At 41.7% G+C, this 18,047-nt stretch carries 17 protein-coding genes; 12 read left to right on the forward strand and 5 right to left on the reverse strand.

Going from position 1 to position 18,047, the window contains the following annotated elements:
* From CXK86_RS33010 to CXK86_RS12510, 6 genes are all read left to right on the forward strand, one after another.
* Entirely contained in the window at positions 1-348 is a 348-nt protein-coding gene (locus tag CXK86_RS33010; RefSeq protein ID WP_370511441.1) for a winged helix-turn-helix transcriptional regulator, read from the forward strand.
* A complete protein-coding gene (locus tag CXK86_RS12490) occupies positions 338-697 on the forward strand; it encodes a HesB/IscA family protein (RefSeq protein ID WP_017688344.1) in 360 nt (119 codons plus the stop codon). Before CXK86_RS33010 ends, CXK86_RS12490 begins: the two co-directional genes overlap by 11 nt.
* Before the next feature lie 21 nt (positions 698-718).
* Positions 719-1,006, forward strand: coding sequence for a HesB/YadR/YfhF family protein (locus CXK86_RS12495; RefSeq protein WP_076253135.1), 288 nt, complete (start codon positions 719-721; stop codon positions 1,004-1,006).
* Between the two features lie 122 nt (positions 1,007-1,128).
* Entirely contained in the window at positions 1,129-2,568 is a 1,440-nt protein-coding gene (locus CXK86_RS12500) for an MFS transporter (RefSeq protein ID WP_036671331.1), read from the forward strand.
* 70 nt (positions 2,569-2,638) lie between these two features.
* Positions 2,639-3,862 (forward strand): macrolide family glycosyltransferase, encoded by a 1,224-nt coding sequence (locus CXK86_RS12505; RefSeq protein ID WP_036671332.1) that lies wholly within the window; start codon positions 2,639-2,641, stop codon positions 3,860-3,862.
* Positions 3,863-4,001: 139 nt separating this feature from the next.
* Positions 4,002-5,231, forward strand: a complete 1,230-nt coding sequence (locus CXK86_RS12510) for a multidrug effflux MFS transporter (protein ID WP_076253136.1) — start codon at positions 4,002-4,004, stop codon at positions 5,229-5,231.
* A 172-nt stretch (positions 5,232-5,403) separates the two neighbouring features.
* Here CXK86_RS12510 and CXK86_RS12515 read toward each other — a convergent pair whose 3' ends face one another.
* Complete coding sequence (locus tag CXK86_RS12515; RefSeq protein WP_076253137.1) at positions 5,404-6,378, reverse strand: helix-turn-helix transcriptional regulator; 975 nt, start codon at positions 6,376-6,378, stop codon at positions 5,404-5,406.
* Positions 6,379-6,483: 105 nt separating this feature from the next.
* On the opposite strand from CXK86_RS12515, the gene CXK86_RS12520 reads away from it, so the two are divergent.
* From CXK86_RS12520 to cls, 4 genes are all read left to right on the forward strand, one after another.
* Positions 6,484-6,963 carry a GyrI-like domain-containing protein gene (locus tag CXK86_RS12520; RefSeq protein WP_076253138.1) on the forward strand — a complete coding sequence of 160 codons (480 nt, stop codon included), beginning with the start codon at positions 6,484-6,486 and terminating at the stop codon, positions 6,961-6,963.
* A 177-nt stretch (positions 6,964-7,140) separates the two neighbouring features.
* Positions 7,141-7,488 (forward strand): S-Ena type endospore appendage, encoded by a 348-nt coding sequence (locus CXK86_RS12525; protein WP_076253139.1) that lies wholly within the window; start codon positions 7,141-7,143, stop codon positions 7,486-7,488.
* Between the two features lie 84 nt (positions 7,489-7,572).
* Positions 7,573-7,917, forward strand: coding sequence for a DUF3992 domain-containing protein (locus CXK86_RS12530; RefSeq protein WP_076253140.1), 345 nt, complete (start codon positions 7,573-7,575; stop codon positions 7,915-7,917).
* Positions 7,918-8,128: 211 nt separating this feature from the next.
* Positions 8,129-9,568, forward strand: a complete 1,440-nt coding sequence (gene cls, locus CXK86_RS12535) for a cardiolipin synthase (RefSeq protein ID WP_083684765.1) — start codon at positions 8,129-8,131, stop codon at positions 9,566-9,568.
* A 164-nt stretch (positions 9,569-9,732) separates the two neighbouring features.
* On the opposite strand, the gene CXK86_RS12540 is transcribed toward cls, so the two are convergent.
* From CXK86_RS12540 to CXK86_RS12550, 3 genes are read right to left on the reverse strand one after another with little or no spacing between them, the layout of a single operon-like run.
* Entirely contained in the window at positions 9,733-10,854 is a 1,122-nt protein-coding gene (locus tag CXK86_RS12540) for a Ger(x)C family spore germination protein (protein ID WP_101313829.1), read from the reverse strand.
* The gene (locus CXK86_RS12545) at positions 10,851-11,939 is read right to left on the reverse strand and encodes a GerAB/ArcD/ProY family transporter (protein WP_101313830.1); all 1,089 of its coding nucleotides are present in this window, start codon (positions 11,937-11,939) and stop codon (positions 10,851-10,853) included. Before CXK86_RS12545 ends, CXK86_RS12540 begins: the two co-directional genes overlap by 4 nt.
* On the reverse strand, positions 11,932-13,395 hold the full coding sequence (locus CXK86_RS12550) for a spore germination protein (RefSeq protein WP_101313831.1): 1,464 nt from the start codon (positions 13,393-13,395) through the stop codon (positions 11,932-11,934). Before CXK86_RS12550 ends, CXK86_RS12545 begins: the two co-directional genes overlap by 8 nt.
* A gap of 232 nt (positions 13,396-13,627) precedes the next feature.
* Between CXK86_RS12550 and CXK86_RS12555 the strand changes: the two genes are divergently transcribed.
* Positions 13,628-15,928 (forward strand): copper amine oxidase N-terminal domain-containing protein, encoded by a 2,301-nt coding sequence (locus CXK86_RS12555; protein ID WP_101313832.1) that lies wholly within the window; start codon positions 13,628-13,630, stop codon positions 15,926-15,928.
* Between the two features lie 111 nt (positions 15,929-16,039).
* Here the strand turns inward: CXK86_RS12555 and CXK86_RS12560 are convergent, their stop codons facing one another.
* Complete coding sequence (locus CXK86_RS12560; protein WP_036615561.1) at positions 16,040-16,588, reverse strand: TetR/AcrR family transcriptional regulator; 549 nt, start codon at positions 16,586-16,588, stop codon at positions 16,040-16,042.
* Between the two features lie 268 nt (positions 16,589-16,856).
* On the opposite strand from CXK86_RS12560, the gene CXK86_RS12565 reads away from it, so the two are divergent.
* Positions 16,857-18,026 carry an MFS transporter gene (locus tag CXK86_RS12565; RefSeq protein WP_101313833.1) on the forward strand — a complete coding sequence of 390 codons (1,170 nt, stop codon included), beginning with the start codon at positions 16,857-16,859 and terminating at the stop codon, positions 18,024-18,026.
* The last annotated feature ends 21 nt before the right edge of the window (positions 18,027-18,047 follow it).

Consider the following 18,047-nt stretch of genomic DNA (forward strand, 5'->3'; position numbering starts at 1 on the left):
GTGTACAGACCATTGCTCACTGAGGATCCGAATAAACTATTTACAGCTTATCGCATCATCGGAACGAAATGGACGATCCATATTTTATGTGCTCTGTCTCAAGGCCCGAAGAGATTCGGTGAAATATTCGATAACATTCCTTCCATTTCCGAAATGATCCTCTCCAGACGTTTAAAGGGTCTTCAACATGATCATTTGGTCAAAAGAACAATACGGACACGCCCTACACAAATTATTTATGAACTTACGCCAAAAGGAGCTGCTCTTGCAGCATTCATACCCTGTCTAATGGACTGGGATACCAAATTTCAAAATGATACCACCGGGAGGAATAAAGATGATCATTGAGGTCAGTGATACAGCATCGGACAAAATCGTTGAGATCTTATCAAGTGCGGATATCCAAAATGCCTTTCTTAGAGTAGGCGTTGATGAAGGGGGATGCAGTGGTTTGTCTTATACTCTTATCGTGGATGAACAGCAGGCAGAAGAAGACATTGTGTTAAATAAAAAGCAATTTAAAATATTGGTTCACGCAAACAGTATTCCATATATTGATGGTCTTGAGATTGACTATGAAGAGAGCGGAATGTTAGGTGGATTCACCATGAATAATCCAAATGCCAAAGTTTCGTGTGGATGCGGAGCCAGTTTCAGAATGGCCAATTATCGTGGCGAAGTGAAAAAATGTGATTAATGAAGGAAGGAGTGCAGAGCAATGATCTCATTTGTAGTATCTGAACAAGCAATCGATTCATTTAAGAATGAATGGGAATTGGAAGAGGACCAATATGTAAGGATTTACGCAAAATATATCGGAGGAGGCTCCGATGCTTTTACAATTGGCATAAATGCGAGTGCTACACCGGTCGATCCCGCATTGGTTCAATCCATTGGAGGATTTCATTTCTTTGTTGAAAAAACAGATGCCTGGATCCTGGAGGATGAACTTCTCCAAATTGACTGTAATGAACATGGCATATTTTCAAGCAAAATCTCCTATTGAACATGGGGAACCCTATTCTAGACCATAATCTTACTTTTTAAACATTTAACTTTACAAAGTATAACACTTCATGTATATTCAGGAAGTAAAAAGGTTTATTTTACCATAATACCCATCAAATTATGGAGGTGTGGAAGACAAACAACAATCAGATTGGGATTTTTGATGCTCAGTACAGGGCGCCTACAATTGGGATTATGCTGGTTCTGGCAACCGTAGCTTTTGAAGGACTGGCTATCACAACGATTGCCGCGAAAATGGCACAAAGTTTAGAGGGTATTCATTTATACGGTTGGATTTTTAGCGCATTTTTGTTATCTCAGCTTATTGGAACTTTGGTTATGGGTCAGCAGATTGACAAGCGCGGCGTTTTTACATCCATGCTGATATCTTTTAGTGTTTTTGTGTTAGGAACTGTGGTCTCCGCTATTTCTTTCGATATGCACATGCTTATTGCCGGAAGAGCCCTTCAAGGTTTTGGAGCGGGGGCCCTGATCACATGTGTTTATACCTGTGTGACGTTACATTATCCAGATACACTTCGTACTCAAATCCTGGCCGCATTCTCTATGGCATTTGTCCTACCAACCTTAATCGGACCTTATGCAGCAGGCCTTATTGCTTCCTACATCTCGTGGCGATATGTTTTCTGGATCGTTCTACCCTTGATTGGAATAGCGTTGAGTCTCACATTCCGTTCTTTCCGTAATTTGCAGCTTCAGCAAGATCTGTCAGGTCCAGCGCGAGCAACTGACTCAAAGATTATGTATGCGATTCTGCTTGCGGTTGGAACGGGGCTGTTACTCACAGGACTTGGTATGATAACCGATTGGAAAGGCATAGTACTCACTTTGGCTGGATTAGTCGTCATGATCCAACCAATGCGTAAATTGCTGCCTGTGGGCACTTTTTCGGTAAAAAAAGGATTGCCTGCTACTTTGGTATCGAGGGGTCTATATGTTGCTTGTTATTTTACAACGGAAAGTTTTGTGATCTTGGCACTAACCGAAGTGAAGGGGTTATCAGCTGACCTTGCTGGCCTCATTGTAGCAGCAGGTTCTCTGAGCTGGTCCGCCGCAGCGTGGTTACAAGCCAAGCTTGATGCACGAGATCAAGGTCGGGCCCGAAAGGGTAGGGTCATGACGGGCATTGGGATTATGATCGTTGGAACTGCGCTTGTGATCCTGGCTCTTATTTTGACGGACGGTGGGATTATACTCATCCTTCTCTCACAAATGATTACAGGGTTCGGTGTTGGATTGGCCAACCCTACAACAGCAGCCATTGCTTTACAACATGCCTTGCCCAGGAAAGAGGGAGAAATGTCCGCGAATCTGCAATTTGTGGATTCCTTCTACATGGGCGTAAGCATTGGAGTTGGTGGCGCTCTGATTGCCTTGTCCGAAACGTTACAGTGGGGCATATCGACAGGTGTTTTGATCGTGTTAACACTGCAATTATTATGGGTCTTGTTAAGTTTCTTGGCATCACTACGAATTACCAAACTCGTTCATCAAGAACATCATCCAATCAACCAAGTGAAGGATAACATCTCCATGTAACGGATGACGACCGCGTCGTTAAATACATCACGAAGAACGGGGGGACTAATTGCATTGGGAGGTGGGTAAGATGGCACGTGTATTAGTAGTCATTACTCCAGCTGAAGGACATGTGAATCCATCGTTAGGATTAGTTACTCAGTTGATAGACAATGGTGAGGAAGTCATCTATGTGTGCACGGAGGAGTATCGTTCCCGAATTGAACAAACCGGTGCCCAGATCATTACCTATCCGTTTCCACAAGATGCCTTCTCTCATGATCCGGTGTTGAAACCCCAGGAATACAAGCATTCTTATCAGTTCATTTATATGATGGTAAGCGGTATTATCCGGAGGATCATCCCCAATGTGCTACAGGTGATCGAGGATCAAAAGTTTGATTATATGATCTTTGATTCCCTGATGGGATGGGGAGGGACTATTCTTGCAGAAAAACTGGGAATTCCTGCGGTGTGCTCGATTGCGTCCTTTGCTTTTGTGGAGCCTCTGGGATCTAGCTCAGTTCTGAATGAGACGGAGACGAAGGAGCTTTATGAGGCTACGATGAAGATCACAACGGAGTTAGCTGAAGAGCTTCAAGTGAGTATTCCAGCTATGGAAGAGATTCCGGCACATACAGGTCAGTTAAAGCTCGTGTACACCAGCCGTTATTTTCAGCCGCAGGCAGAAAAGCTGGATGATCGTTTTATTTTCACGGGTCCTTCGATCATAACACGCCAAGATGCTCCGACCTTCTCGTTTGAGTTGCTTCGTGAACGGTACCCGCAAACCGTGTACATTGCTATGGGTACGATTTTAAATAAAAATTTGGATTTCTATCAGCTTTGTTTTGAAGCATTAGGGGATCTACCCGTGAATGTTGTTTTATCTTCAGGAAAATACACGGATATGGAGCCGCTGGCTGATCAAATACCACCTAATTTTATCGTCAAGCCATACATTGCCCAGTTGGACATGCTGCAGCATACCGATGTTTTTATTACACACGCTGGAATGAACAGCACAAGTGAGGCGTTATATTATAACGTTCCAATGGTGATGATTCCATTAACATCGGATCAGCCTCTTGTCGCCAATCGGGTACAGGAGCTCGGCGCGGGTATTACTTTAAATAAACATAACCTCAGTGCAACTAATTTGAGAGAGGCATTAACAGAAGTGCTACACAATTCACTTTATAGACGGCAGGCTTACCTCATTGGTGAATCTCTAAGGCAGGCTGGCGGTTACAAGCGAGCTGCCGAAATGATCATGAGTCATATGGGTTCAGGCCGGGGGAGTTACACAATTTAAATAGTTTTCCATTCAAAGTCGCTTAATAAGCGGCTTTTTTTTGGTTTTAATAGTCTTAAGACTTGACCTACAGTTAACTCTATGTCTTATACTCGATTAGGCTTGCAAATTATATAAGGAATTGGAGATTTTATTTATTATGGCGAAGAGCACGAATTGGAATGTTTTTGGACTGGCAATACTACTAGGTTTATTTTCTACATTAGGTCCATTTACGATTGATATGTATTTACCGGCTTTTCCGGAGATTGCACAAAATATGAATACAACGGCATCACTTGTACAATTTAGCCTTACTGCCTGTTTATTAGGACTTGGTGTAGGACAACTCGTTATGGGTCCTTTGAGTGACGCGTACGGTAGACGTAGACCATTGTTGATCTGTATGGCAGCCTACATTATTTGTTCCTTGGCATGTGCTTTTGCTCCGAATATCGGACTATTGATTTTGTTTCGTTTCACGCAAGGATTTGCGGCTTCAGCTGGAATTGTCATTTCCCGTGCGATAGCTAGAGATCTATACAGTGGACATGAACTCACTAAATTTTTCTCTTTGCTGTTGCTTGTAGGGAATTTGGGGCCTTTGGCAGCACCCATCGCGGGAAGTGGGGTTCTTTCATTCACAACCTGGATTGGCGTGTTTATCTGCCTTTCATTCTTGGGAATTTTCTTATTAATCATGACAAAGTGGAGCTTAAAAGAAACACACCCTATCGAAAGACGTATAGTTCCTGACTTCAAACAGCAATTGGGTAATTACAGAATGCTTCTGCGTGACCGTAAGTTTGTAGGCTACATGCTGGCACAGGGAATTATGACAGCAGGGGTCTTTGCTTATGTGGCGGGAACACCATTTATTTACCAAAATATATATGGCGTCACACCCACTGTATTTGCTATATTATTTGCTTCGAACGGCATCAGCTTGATCATCGGATCTCAAATCGTGGGTCGACTAGCTAAACGTATCCCTGAGCAGACGCTGCTATTATCGGGACTATGGCTTGCTATAATAGCAAGTGTGGCTGCTTTGGTCGTCACCCTGGCTCATGGTCCACTTTTCGCATTGGTGATTCCATTGTTCTTCTTTGTATGCTCGATCGGCATTACGTCTACAGCGGCATTCCCACTTGCCATGGAGAGTCAAGCTAAGATGGCCGGAAGTGCAGCAGCACTGCTCGGCGTTGTTCCTTTTCTTCTGGGTGCACTGGTTGCTCCTCTGGTCGGCATCGCGGGTGAGGACACTGCCGTCCCGTTAGGACTCACTTTGTTAATGACCAGTATCATTGCCATTGTTACTTATTTCCTACTCGTTAAAAACGTCCCGCAGCATACACCTAATCATGCCCAGTCTAATGCTGACTTTTAGTATTGAAGGAACAGCTCGCCAAACATTGGCGTAAGACATGAATGAATATGAATATGATTCCATCACAAGTCGCTGCAATAGCGGCTTTTTTTGGTTTTCCGTGCTGAACCCTCAGCCTGAATTCAGGTAAGGTATTGTTAGATAATGGAGAGACTAGGTAGGAGGGGGCTGCTCACTGCTTCATTTGGTATAAGCTTAATCTCTCTTGTACAGCATTCAGGACTTCTTCCGGAATCTCCTTCACCTTGATATCTTCTCCTAGAAAAAGCAACCAATTGGTGATTTCGGTTAACTCTTCTGAGTTATGAACATTCATAAATGCCTTTAGGAGAGCCGTAGTCTGGTATGGATTTGTATAGGCAATTGAAAACTTTAAAGGATGGTATTTTTTGAATTGCGCAATTGCCTTTGGACCAAGTTCCAGAACAAGGTTGATAACTTCTTCCTGTGTATTTCGTTTGAGTTGTTCTACAATCTTTTTTGTACTCAGTCTTTTTTTCGCCGGGTATGCTTCGACATGGATGAGGTTGTCAACGGATACGATTCGTCTTTTTTCTTCCTCCAAGTCAAAACCTTCAATGATCCAATGGCCTTTTTGATGATGAAGGTGCAAGAGAACAATGGGATAGGACTTGGTTTTCTTCTCTTCTTGGACAGTGACTAACAAATAACGTTCTATAAGAAGAATTTGGATGAGTTTTTCCAAGGTAGGGTGAGGCAGGTCTGATAGATCAAGCAAGTCTGGATTATGGGGATTGGTTCCTTCAAAAAGCAATATTTGATTCAAATGTACAAGGTCATCTTGCTGATGTTCTGAGATAAGGCCCAATAACTTTTCAGCCAAAGATTGACGACTCTTCAGATAAGGAAGCTGTTGATTTCTTGTCGCCATAAAAGCAATGAATAACGCTTTGATTTCATTATCGGTAAACCGTACCGTGGGCAGGAGGGAGTTGTTCATGACAAAATAACCCCCGTCCCGCCCAACTTCAGCGACAAGTGGCATTCCCATGGCTTCAATTTCTCTGATATCTCGAATGGCTGTCGAACGAGAAATATTAAATTCTCGCATGATTTCAGAGATGGTAAAGTGTGCACGGTTATTGATATACCGCGTGATGGTATTAATGCGTTCAACTTTTTTCATTGGGCCCCCTAAACAGTATCATATTCTGACATGATTTAAGGTTATTATAAACCTATCAAGTGAAAACACAAATCAATTGAAAATTTAAAGAGGACGGTGTAAACCATGAGTAATTATCATTTCGAAGAAAAAGAGAGCTTTATCGTGTTAGGTATTGGAACGGATCTTAAGAGCGACTATACAGACTATGTTGGCATCAGCAAGGAGAAGGCGGATTTTTGGTCCACGGTGAAAGAGGATGGAAGCCTGGACAAACTAAAGTCTCTGGCAACAAACGACTACATTTTTGCCGTAAACGAAGCAGTAAATAACCAGATGATGCATTATGCTGGTGTCATGACAGCAGAAACTTTGCCAGAAGCAACGAGAGTAATCCAATTTCCTAAGGGAGAATACCTGGTTGTGAAGGGCGAAGCTGCAACGGCTGATGCGCTCAATAATATGCTTACTGGCATTGCCTTTGGTCAAGCCCTCCCCGTAGAAAAAGATTATGCCTATGTTGGCGGTCCAAATACAACAGTTGAAATGGGAGAGAAAAACGGTTTGGTATATGGTGAAATGTGGATTCCTGTTGTAAGGAACTAACGAGCAGGGGAGATTGGATAGTCGGTCGTATATCGTTTAAAGTCACGAACATAGTACTATTAAAAGCCGCTAATGTAGCGGTTTTTTTGTTGTTCATTAGGAGCATAATCATACATGAAAACAGCAGATCACTAATAAAATAAATGAAAGGAAGAATTATGGAAGGGAGCAGTCTGAGTGAATACTCGTCTCGCTGAAACAACTATTTGTGGGGAGTTCCATATAAATTCAGCAAACATAACAGAGGTTTTAACGCTGTGGTCAGCATCTTCAGCCTTAAAAGTACATGGTACAGTAAGTATTTATAATCATAAACAAAGTAATTCATCTGTCTTTTTGAACATAATACATAATGAAGGAACGTGTTCGCTTCCTGTTCTACCGGGTAACACCTGTGCTTTTAGCTGTGCCGGAATGCATCATATTGAAGTGGAGATTGAAAAGAGCTTAAACAATATTGCAAGCGGCACATTTGGAATAGATATATACTATCAAGTTCTAAATGAAGAAGAGGATGAGGAATAAATGGAAACAAAGTTGGAATAGCCCGAACCACTACTATCTCCCCACATATATTTATAGAAAGAGCATTTTTAAGGAGGTTCACAAATGGCTCAAATTGGTAATTGTAATAATACGGTTTCTCCAGCGGTGGTGAACGATGCCGTATGTACTACGATAAATTTGTCAGATACGGGAGGGACACCAACAATTATATACGAAAATTCCTCAACGTTTCTGATAAACGGAACTATTCTAATTGAGAATAACGGAGTGGGGGTTTCACCCACCGCTGCTTTGCTTATTGACGGTGTTCAAATTCCTGGTTTTGTCGTAGCCCCAGGTAGCAGTAGATCTTATACTGCACCAACAATTAATTCTATAAGTCTCATTGGAGCCGGTGCGGGAACAACAAGTATCAAAATTGCGTTCTCTTTGAATTACAGATTCTAAGTATAGGATATTCAATGTGAAAGAATCCCTTCTTTTATAGGAAGTGGATTCTTTTTTGGTTCGATGTCTAGTGATTATCATTTAATAGATTTAGTATTCCTCAAGTATGTTATCATATTCTTTGTGATGGCGGCTTCATTCGAGAACAGCTAAGTAATAAGCACTTTTTATTATTTACATAAAGTCAATGGAAGGCAGGAGATATAGCAGTATGGTCACGCTGATACTTTCGCTCGTTATGATTATAAACATATTACTCTCAGCGGTATTTTTGTTTTTTGAAAGGAGAGACATTGGTTATACTTGGGCCTGGCTCATGATATTTTACTTCATTCCTATTTTAGGTTTTATCGTTTATCTCTTTTTGGGACGTAACCTTAAAAAGAAAAATTTCTACGGACTTTCAGTTGAAGAGAGAAACTCCCTAAAGTTAATTGTCGAGAACCAGTTAGTGACATTGAAGCAGCAACGTAAGGAAAACAACCCCCTGCTCATGAAATATGCTGACTTGATTCAATTGAATCTCACATCATCCAATGCAATCCTAACCAATGACAATGAGATATTCATCTTCGATGATGGACAAGAGAAATTTGATTCATTATTTGCAGATATCAAGGAAGCCAAGAAAGAGATTAACATCCAATATTACATTATTCAACCGGATTCCTTAGGGAAGAAATTACGAGATGAATTAACTATAAAAGCTAAAGAAGGCGTAAAAGTGCGAGTTCTCTATGACGAAATTGGTTCAAAGAAACTTTCATTGAAGTTTTTCAGAGAACTGATCTCTGCCGGTGGAGAAGTAGAGGTCTTTTTCCCGTCACTGATTAGGCCATTAAATTTCCGTATGAATAATCGAAATCATCGAAAACTTTGTATTATTGATGGGGAGATTGCTTATATTGGCGGATTTAATCTGGGAAATGAGTATCTAGGCATGGATAAAAAGTTTGGATACTGGCGTGATACACATTTTAAATTGCACGGGGATGCCGTTAATCATATTCAAGGAAGGTTTATTTTGGATTGGAAACACGCCAGCAAATCCGATCAAGTAAGTTACGAACAATTCTCCTTCAACACAGCAAGGCTTGATGGTTCAAGTCCAGTTCAGATTGTGTCTAGTGGTCCTAACTCACAGGTGGAACACCTGAAGAATATGTACATCAAGCTTATAGTAAATGCCAAAAAGAGTGTGTATATTCAAACGCCTTACTTTATTCCTGACAGCACTTTTATGGATGCATGTAAAATCGCACTGCTATCCGGGGTGGATCTGCGCATTATGATTCCCAATAAGCCCGATCACCCGTTTGTATATTGGGCGACTTGGGCGTATGCTGGTGAATTGCTGGACTATGGAGCCAAGATTCTGTTGTATGATAATGGATTCTTACACGCAAAGACCATTGTAGTAGACGAAGAAGTCGCTTCAGTAGGGACGATGAATATTGATTCCCGGAGCTTTAGGTTGAATTTTGAGGTGAATGCAATTGTATATGACGAGCGAGTTGCGAAACAACTTCAAGAATTGTTTCATCAAGATAGCCAGTTAAGTACAGAACTTACTTCTGATCGTTATAGAAACAGGTCCCTTATTATCAAATTTAAAGAAGGAATATCACGTCTTCTTTCACCTATTTTATAGGTCAGCTTCACTGCCGAAGTTATACTCAACCAGGCACGATAAAACTTTCCACTGAAGTGCTTCTTAACGACTAAAGATATTAGGAAATCCTTCTTTTTAAGTCAACAGTCAAAAGCTCTCTTCCAAATGGAAGAGAGCTTTCCCAATTGCACGACAGCATGTTATCAATTTAAAACGCCGCTGCCGACTATTGTAACCTTTACTTCCGGGTGAAAACGAACTTGGGCATATTCTTTATTCCAGTCTAGGCTTTTCCATAAGTTCGGGTAATGGGCAATTAAATGTCTGCCAATACCGAAGGAATCACAACCACTTTGCTGAAGTGTCTTGATAATTTGTTCTGCGTCCTGAGTCATGTCATCGGTTAACTTGCGGTTCAGACGTTCAATTGTGTCTTTTTCCTGAAGATGATTCATTGCATACTCAACGATCGTTACTGGAAGTTCGATACGGAGGTTCACATCAATTTGGCTATCACTTGCCACCTTTACCGCAAGTTTGCGCTTAATTTGTGCGATATTTGCTTCATAAGTGACATAGTTCCGCGGGTTGCTGGAAGGCCCTGGGTGGACCTTTTTGACAAAACGCGCTGTTTTATTCCATTTCCCACTCATAATAATGTATAGAGGAGCCTGTTCGGTCGTAAGACTCCCATTGAACCTTTGCCCATGAAACAGGGCGATTCCCCGAGCATCAATCTCCTCTCCATCCTTATATAGATAAGGCAGTGTAAAATCCTGTCCCGGATCCAGCATGGGAGGGAGAAGGGTCTCTAACGTCATTTCCGGAAAAATACATAATTCCTCCAGACTCTTAATTTTTTTCGTAATAAAATCACCAATCAATATGCTACCAACTTTTTTTTGGTGTAACAGATCTCCGGCATCGCCATCCACAATCGCAATTTTCACATGTGAGGTTGGGTAATCGGGTTCCCGATATAAGACGTCCAGGTAGGGATAGATATCATTTTGTGCGAGTTTGTTGCCGTATAAGATCATCCCATATTTAAAAAACCGGATATCACCAGTCACTTTAGCGCGAATTCTATCCGTACTTTGACGGACGGATCTCCCGGTGCCTGAGTGGACTTCATTACCGTTGCTCCCTTGTTGACTCTCAGAATCATCGACAATTTCAAGCGTCTGTTTAATTTCACCCTCTGAGGTGATGTCAAACGCCGAAGCATTAGCCAGTCTTGCATCTTTTAAACTATCCTGATCCCAACATCCCGTCATCACCATGAGGAGGGTCAGTAGGATGAGGATTTTCCCCCGTTTACTCATATCATCTTCTCTTTTCGTTTCATTATATAAGATAGAATCAACAGGAGCAGAGGCAGGATCATGAGAAAAAAGTATGCCGATCTGTTGGCTATCGTACTAATTAACTCAAGTTTTTCCTTCTGTTGTGGCAGATAGGCAATTATGCAAGAAGCAAGAACGACATAAGGCACCGCTTTTTTATGGTGTTTTTGTTTGAAGAGATAACTTATACCATAGGATGCCGTATAGTAATAGCCACATATGGCCCCAAAAATGGAAATTAACCAGATAGGGAGGAACAGGAAATCGGCCCGATCCATTGTTCCAAGTGGGATAGAGCGGAGCAGATATATGACCGGTTCAGGCATTAAGTCAAGTTGCTGGGGGCTGAACGCCGTTGAACAAATGAACACGGTGAATGCATACAACACCACGACTACAGCACTTGCTAAAGCAACAGACTTGAGTTTGCCACCGTTGCTACCTTCAACCATAGGAAACACAACGAGAAAAAACTCGAATCCAAACATAGCCATTAATGTTTCGGTTGATCCACTAATGATATTGGGCCATCCCGCTTCGGTTAACGGCAAAAGATATAACAGATTAACTTCCTTGAGTCCATAACTGATCAATACCATCATGGGCAAGACCAAAAAGGAGATGAGTACAAGTACTCGCGCAATGATTCGTAATTTTTGCCGAACCAAATAGATACTGCTGAACAAGAAGAGGGCTAATATAGCCCATCGAGGCGTATCCTGCAGCATCCAGCGGTTAATCACACTGTAGGCGTTCACCAGAACAGAAGTACCCATTAACAGGAAATATCCAACGTAGGCAATGATCAGCAACTTGCCAATCCATTTCCCCGTAATCAGCGTTACAATGTCATAAATGGATGAACTCGGGAATCTTCGCATCAAAAGCCAGCACAACAGTATGACAAGTTGGATCAGGAACCCTCCAAGAAAAACAGAAATCCATCCTCCGCCTTTAGAGATAAGGTGTATACGGTAAGGGAGGGACAGAATATCTACACCGATCTCAAATTTCAAAATGAGCAAGAATAGTTGTCCCCGAGTGATTGTTGTTTCCTTATTCACGTTTTTTCCAACTCCTAGAGAACTTCTGCTGATTCAGCCGCTGCGGGCGGGCATCATGAGGACGCCCGCGAAGCGCCCAGATGGGAAATCGAATCCATACATCCTTCATGTCAGCTAATCGGAAAGGGGCCACTGGAGCAAAATAAGGCGATCCGAAGTTTTCCATCTTACAGAGGTGAATGGTTAGAATCACCAGACCAAATGCGATGCCGATATATCCAAAAAGCGCCGCTCCAATCATCATTGGAAAGCGGAGAATACGGACTGCCGAACTCATCTCATGTGAAGGCACCAAAAACGACGAGATAGCGGTTAGTGAAACCACAATAATCATTGTATAGGATACAAGACCCGCACGAACGATAGCATCTCCGATAACCAAACCGCCAACGATGCCGATGGTCTGGCCCACTCGGCTGGGAAGTCGGACCCCGGCTTCTCTTAATACTTCAAAGATCAGTTCAAGCAACATTGCCTCTACAAGTGCAGGAAAGGGGATGTTCTGCAATGATTTCTTGATTGTGTGTGCCAGTTCGATCGGTAAAATAGCGGAGTGAAAAGAGATGGTTGCAATATAAACAGCAGGTAATGTAAAAGCAATGACAAAACTCATCATGCGAATTAAACGTAAAAAGGAACTGACAATCCAGCGACCATGATAATCATCCGGACTTTGATAAAAAGCAAAAAACGTAACTGGAGCAATAAGAGCTGAAGGACTTCCTTCGGCAAGTATGGCGACACGTCCTTCCATCAAGTTGGCAATAACCCGGTCAGGTCTTTCTGTATTGAGCTGCTGGGGAAACAGAGAGAAGGGGTTATCCTCCATAAACTCTTCAATAAAACCTGGAGCGAGCACCATATCTGAAGATATGGACGTGATTCGCTCTTTTACTTCGTTCACCAACTCCGGATTGGCCAAGTCCTGAAGATATACAACTGCAATTTTGGTATGTGTCTTCTCGCCGACGTTAAAATATCGAACGATTAGGGATGGACTAATAATTTGTCTACGGATCAGATTCAAATTAACCGAAAGTTGCTCTACGAATCCATTGTGCGGCCCTCGAATAACGCCTTCATTCTCCGGTTCGGTTGTGCTTCGGACATACATTTTCTCGGTAGAAAGAATGTAAAACTCCGGGTACCCATCGATTATGTAAAGACTTTTCCCTTGAATAAGTGAATCTATTCCACGTTGCAGATCCGTATCTTTTCGACTTTCTAAAGTGGTGAACGATGGGTAGATTTCCGAATGAGCTTGGCCATTCAGTGCTGTTAAGACATGTGTTTGAATGATCTCCTGATCTACAAGTGAATCGATATAGAGAAGCACACTCTGTACACCATTAAGTAGAAGCTGTTGTTGTTTCAAATCGTCAGTACAGTAGAGGGACTGTTCAACATAAGAAATATTCATTTTTAATACAGAGAAAGCCTGATTGGTTGGGGTCATTGATCCACCTCTTTATAAAATGCGACATGAATTATCTTGTGCAAAATCAAGACTATTATGCAACAGGCGCTTCTTATTCAAAGAACTTATAACCAAACATTGAAAAAATAGTTGCACATAAATCCATAATTTACAATTCAATTAGAAACTTTTTCCTAAATCTAGCGTCTAATATTATGACTTTTTGAGGGGTTATACATTACTAGAGAGTAGAAGGAGCCAAAGACAACACATGAATATGAAGAAGAAATTATCCATTTTTACCGCTTTAGCCGTTTTTCAAGCATTTGCAGTTGGTTCTGTGAGTGCGCAATCAGCACCGCAAGGTGACACCGCGTCAGTAAACACAGCCAATGTAGAATCAGTTGAGGTGTTACAGCAAGAGCAGCCGATTGCAGAGCGTGAAGTGAAGACGGAGAGCAATAACAAATCTATCAATACTCCGCCCACTGAAGCCAAGGACACTCAAACCTCAACCGGCACTGAGGCAACACCCAAAACAGATAGCGAGAAACCTGCATTGGATGGGGGAGAGACCCCTGCAAACGAAACGGGTACAAAACCTGTAGTTCAAGAGGAAACCCCTGAGAAGGTTGAAACGCCAGCTACGCCTGCTCAGATAGAGCAACCATCCGTTGATGGGACGTCTCCTGCAGTAGCAGGTGGAAATCTGACGTTGTACATGAATAGCAACAAAATGGAGCAGGATGGAAAAACGTATCTTGCTGGACAGCCAATGGCTGTAAAAAACGGTGTATCCTATGTTGCAATCCGTGCGCTGGTTGACCGTGTGGGATATGGCGTCAAATATGATAACAAAACCAAGGAAACCATCATTATTAGTGGTGAAGATGAACTCCGATTCAAAACTAACAGCAAGGACTATACGGTAAATGGAGAGACCAGAACGATGAAAGGCCCTGCTTATCAGCAAAAAAGTACATTCATGGTGCCGTTAACTTCCATTACTCAAGCTCTGAACATCACCTATAAAGTGAATCAGTCGGCTAAAACGGTTGTGTTGAATCTTAATACAAAACCTGTTGCAAGCTTTACCATTTCCCAAAAGGAAATCTTTGCGGGTGATCAAGTAGACTACGTGACTTCTTCCAGTTCACCTAATGGAATGGATATCGTTGACGAACGCTGGACTGGTCGCCAGGATTCATTTGATCAAGCAGGTACATATACGATTTCATATCAAGTACAGGATTCCAATGGTCAATGGAGCGATCCCTATTCAACTACGATTGAAGTTTTGGCTCCTAATCTTCCTCCTGTAGCCATGTTCGCCACGGATAAAGAAGAGTATAAAATGGGCGAAAAAATAACATACACAGACCAAAGTACAGATGATGAAAATAATATTGTTAAAGCGGCGTGGGAGAACAATTCACTTGCGTTCTTTGAACCGGGTCCAAAAACGGTGACTCTTACGGTAACTGACAATCACGGTGCTACGAACACGTACTCCAAAGTCATCACCATAACCAATGAGACCTTATATTCATTTACCGATTTTAATTTACTCTTCACGCCGGTAGGACAGAAATTCACCTTTAACGGCGGCGAAGTGACTACGATGGAGAAAGTGCCTTATACGTACATGGATGAGCCAAGTTTGCTGATCCGCAGTAACAGTCCGGAAACTGTGAATACGGAAGGCATTGTATATAAAGAATCATCTTCGGGACAGACCCGTTTCATGATTCACCACGTGAACAATACAGGCAAAAGAGTAAAAATGTATGTGATTGCAACCAATAACAATCCGAATCCAGCCGTATTTGAACAACAGAATATGGGCTTTGCCGGACCTACACCGTATGCTACCGTAGCTGGGAAATTGTCTATTGATAAATGGTTCAAGTCGATTCAGACTGGAGCGGATCAAAAGAAAGAGTACCTTCAACCTGGGGAAAGCAAACTGATTTTGACAGAACTTAATAAAACGCCGATGAAAGAAGGACAAGTAATCTCCCTCTATTCGGACGCTTATAGTGATTATTCCTTAGACTATAACGTTATCCTGGTGGAAGAAAATAAAGATCCTTTCGAGGCTTTGTCATTGCTACCTGTGCTGGATCGTGACGGAGTACACAACCGGGGTACGTACCCGAATGCGACTCGCATTATAAAGTACGATGAGCACGTGGGAATCAAACCTGCCCGTCTGCCACTTGGTGACAATTCAAGCGATCCCAATCTGGTAGGAACAGATCCGATGGCTTACACAGACGCATCCAATGCGGGTAATTTCGGCGTATTGTACAAAATCACGCTGACCAATGTTGCACCGCGTACACTTATCTCCTTTAACCCTCGTGGAGGGAAGTACTCCGGAGTAGCTCTGGTGAACAATCAGTTGGTATCGATTGCCGATGGTAACGTTGCGGTTGCCAATTCAAGTGAACAAAGCGTGCTTTACCGCACCGGTTCAACTGGAGAGAGCGTAACCATTCTATTCTCTGCCGCGCCGGGAAGCAACCTGCCGGTCAATCTGCTCTTTACACCACTCCCATCGGAGAAGTAAAGGTATATAAAGTTTTATATCTAAATCAAAGGCAACCGAACAGGAATGATTCGGTTGCCTTTTTTTGCGTTGGAAGAAATCAGACTATAGTTGGGAATGAATCATCTTTGTTTAGGAGAGGTTATTTTCCAATAACATTCCCACTTGTTTTCCCATAACTTGAGGTGAATAGGGCATGTCATTAATAAACCACCATTCTACAATTCCTACATAAGCTGGTGAGATAAATTGAATAAGAAGCTCTTCATCTATTCCTTGTTTTTTTCCCTCGGACATATCCCAACCATTCTTAATATCGTCTGTGACAAAATCGAGGAACCTGCTACGGAAAAAAGGAGCTCCTTTACTAGTTAACATTGCTGAAAAGAATGAATAATGTTGTTCAAAATATAAAAACCATGTTGCACTACCCTCTAATGTATCCGTTTCAGCTTCCAATTCACACAATCTCTTTAATTCCTCAATATGCTCTTCAATAAGCTTATCCAGTAGATCGTACTTATCCAAGTAATGCAGATAGATCGTTCTACGATTAACATTAGCTTGATCAGCAATATCCTGAATCGTAATGTCATCAAAACTTTTTTCAGACATGAGTTCTATCACTGCTTTTTTGATAGCTTCTTGAGATTTCAAACTTCTTCTGTCCACTTTAAGCATGTACATCCACCTAACTTTCTTGAAAAGTAATTCACAATTTGAGTCGCGTTGTGTATTAATGCACGAATCCTGATGTTTTGTGGTTGTTGATACATTTTATTTATATATAATAATACACAAATGAGTATTAAGCCCTCAATGTGAATTTGAATTAAAATAGATGATTACAGCCAAAAGGAGGAGAGTTTGGTTTCAATCATTTGAATATCATCTTGGGCGGAGTACAGCATGAGAAAGAGAATATGGAGCAACGGTGGGGGTAATAATCATGTTTAAACGAAATAATTTATTTATATTTATATTAACTTTGGGTGTCTTCGGAATCTTAAATACTGAAATGGGCGTTATTGGGATATTGCCTCAAATTGCTGAACAGTTCAATGTTAGCGTGTCTCAAGCAGGATTGCTAGTAAGTCTGTTTGCACTTGCAGTTGCGATATCGGGTCCCATTCTGCCTTTAGTGTTTTCGCGTTTTAATCGCAGAGGGGTAATGCTACTTGTACTCGGTGTGTTCGTGATTAGTAATATTTTCTCTATATTTGCAACAAACTTTACATTCGCAATAATTGCTCGTGTTATCCCGGCATTTTTACATCCCGTCTATATCTCGATCGCTCTGACAGCAGCAGCTAGTTCGGTTAGTGAGAAAGAGATCCCTAGAGCAGTGTCAAAAGTCATTATGGGCGTGTCTGCTGGCATTGTGCTAGGTGTACCCATCACAACTTTTATTGCCAGTATCGCTTCAATTGATGCTGCTATGACTTTTTTTGCTATCGTGAATGCAGTAGCATTCATTGGTGTATTGCTATTTGTTCCATCCATGCCTGTCAGAGAAAGGCTTTCATACGGATCTCAACTACGTGTATTGAAGAAAGCAATAACTTGGCAATCTATTGTTGCCGTTATATTTGTAAATGCAGCAACGGCTGGAGTGTATAGTTACTTCGCCGAATATCTTGCGACCATTACTCATATTTCTGGGAAAGGCCTCAGTCTAATGTTAGTTATATTTGGTGCAGCCAGTTTGTTTGGTAACGTATTAGGAGGAAGATTGCTTTCCAAAAATGCAATTAAGTCCGTAATGATCTATCCATTTGTATTTGGAGTAGTCTACATCTTCCTGTTCTTTATGGGCCAATTCACTGTCCCTATGTTCATTATTGTTGTTATATGGGGAGTGCTGTATGCAATCGCAAGCAATATTAGTCAGTATTGGATTACGTCAGCAGCTCCGGAAGCCCCTGAATTCGCGAATGGATTATTTCTAACATCTGGTAACCTGGGCGTAACCATTGGAACAACTGTCGGAGGGTTGTTTATATCAGGAATGGGGGTTCGGTACATTGTAGTAGGTGGACTGTTATTTTTGATATTGAGCCTGGCGTTTATCCTATTAAGAATTTATATGTATACTCCTAAAAAACAAATCTCTCATTGAGAATTTAACCTTTTGTTATCT

Source organism: Paenibacillus sp. BGI2013 (assembly GCF_002843485.1).
GTDB classification, from domain to species: domain Bacteria; phylum Bacillota; class Bacilli; order Paenibacillales; family Paenibacillaceae; genus Paenibacillus; species Paenibacillus amylolyticus.

Coding starts and splice junctions, on each gene's coding strand:
- CXK86_RS12490 (WP_017688344.1), top strand. CDS start 338: ATGATCATTGAGGTCAGTGATACAGCATCGGACAAAATCGTTGAGATC.
- CXK86_RS12495 (WP_076253135.1), top strand. CDS start 719: ATGATCTCATTTGTAGTATCTGAACAAGCAATCGATTCATTTAAGAAT.
- CXK86_RS12500 (WP_036671331.1), top strand. CDS start 1,129: ATGGAGGTGTGGAAGACAAACAACAATCAGATTGGGATTTTTGATGCT.
- CXK86_RS12505 (WP_036671332.1), top strand. CDS start 2,639: ATGGCACGTGTATTAGTAGTCATTACTCCAGCTGAAGGACATGTGAAT.
- CXK86_RS12510 (WP_076253136.1), top strand. CDS start 4,002: ATGGCGAAGAGCACGAATTGGAATGTTTTTGGACTGGCAATACTACTA.
- CXK86_RS12515 (WP_076253137.1), bottom strand. CDS start 6,378: ATGAAAAAAGTTGAACGCATTAATACCATCACGCGGTATATCAATAAC.
- CXK86_RS12520 (WP_076253138.1), top strand. CDS start 6,484: ATGAGTAATTATCATTTCGAAGAAAAAGAGAGCTTTATCGTGTTAGGT.
- CXK86_RS12530 (WP_076253140.1), top strand. CDS start 7,573: ATGGCTCAAATTGGTAATTGTAATAATACGGTTTCTCCAGCGGTGGTG.
- cls (WP_083684765.1), top strand. CDS start 8,129: ATGGTCACGCTGATACTTTCGCTCGTTATGATTATAAACATATTACTC.
- CXK86_RS12540 (WP_101313829.1), bottom strand. CDS start 10,854: ATGAGTAAACGGGGGAAAATCCTCATCCTACTGACCCTCCTCATGGTG.
- CXK86_RS12550 (WP_101313831.1), bottom strand. CDS start 13,395: ATGACCCCAACCAATCAGGCTTTCTCTGTATTAAAAATGAATATTTCT.
- CXK86_RS12555 (WP_101313832.1), top strand. CDS start 13,628: ATGAATATGAAGAAGAAATTATCCATTTTTACCGCTTTAGCCGTTTTT.
- CXK86_RS12560 (WP_036615561.1), bottom strand. CDS start 16,588: ATGCTTAAAGTGGACAGAAGAAGTTTGAAATCTCAAGAAGCTATCAAA.
- CXK86_RS12565 (WP_101313833.1), top strand. CDS start 16,857: ATGTTTAAACGAAATAATTTATTTATATTTATATTAACTTTGGGTGTC.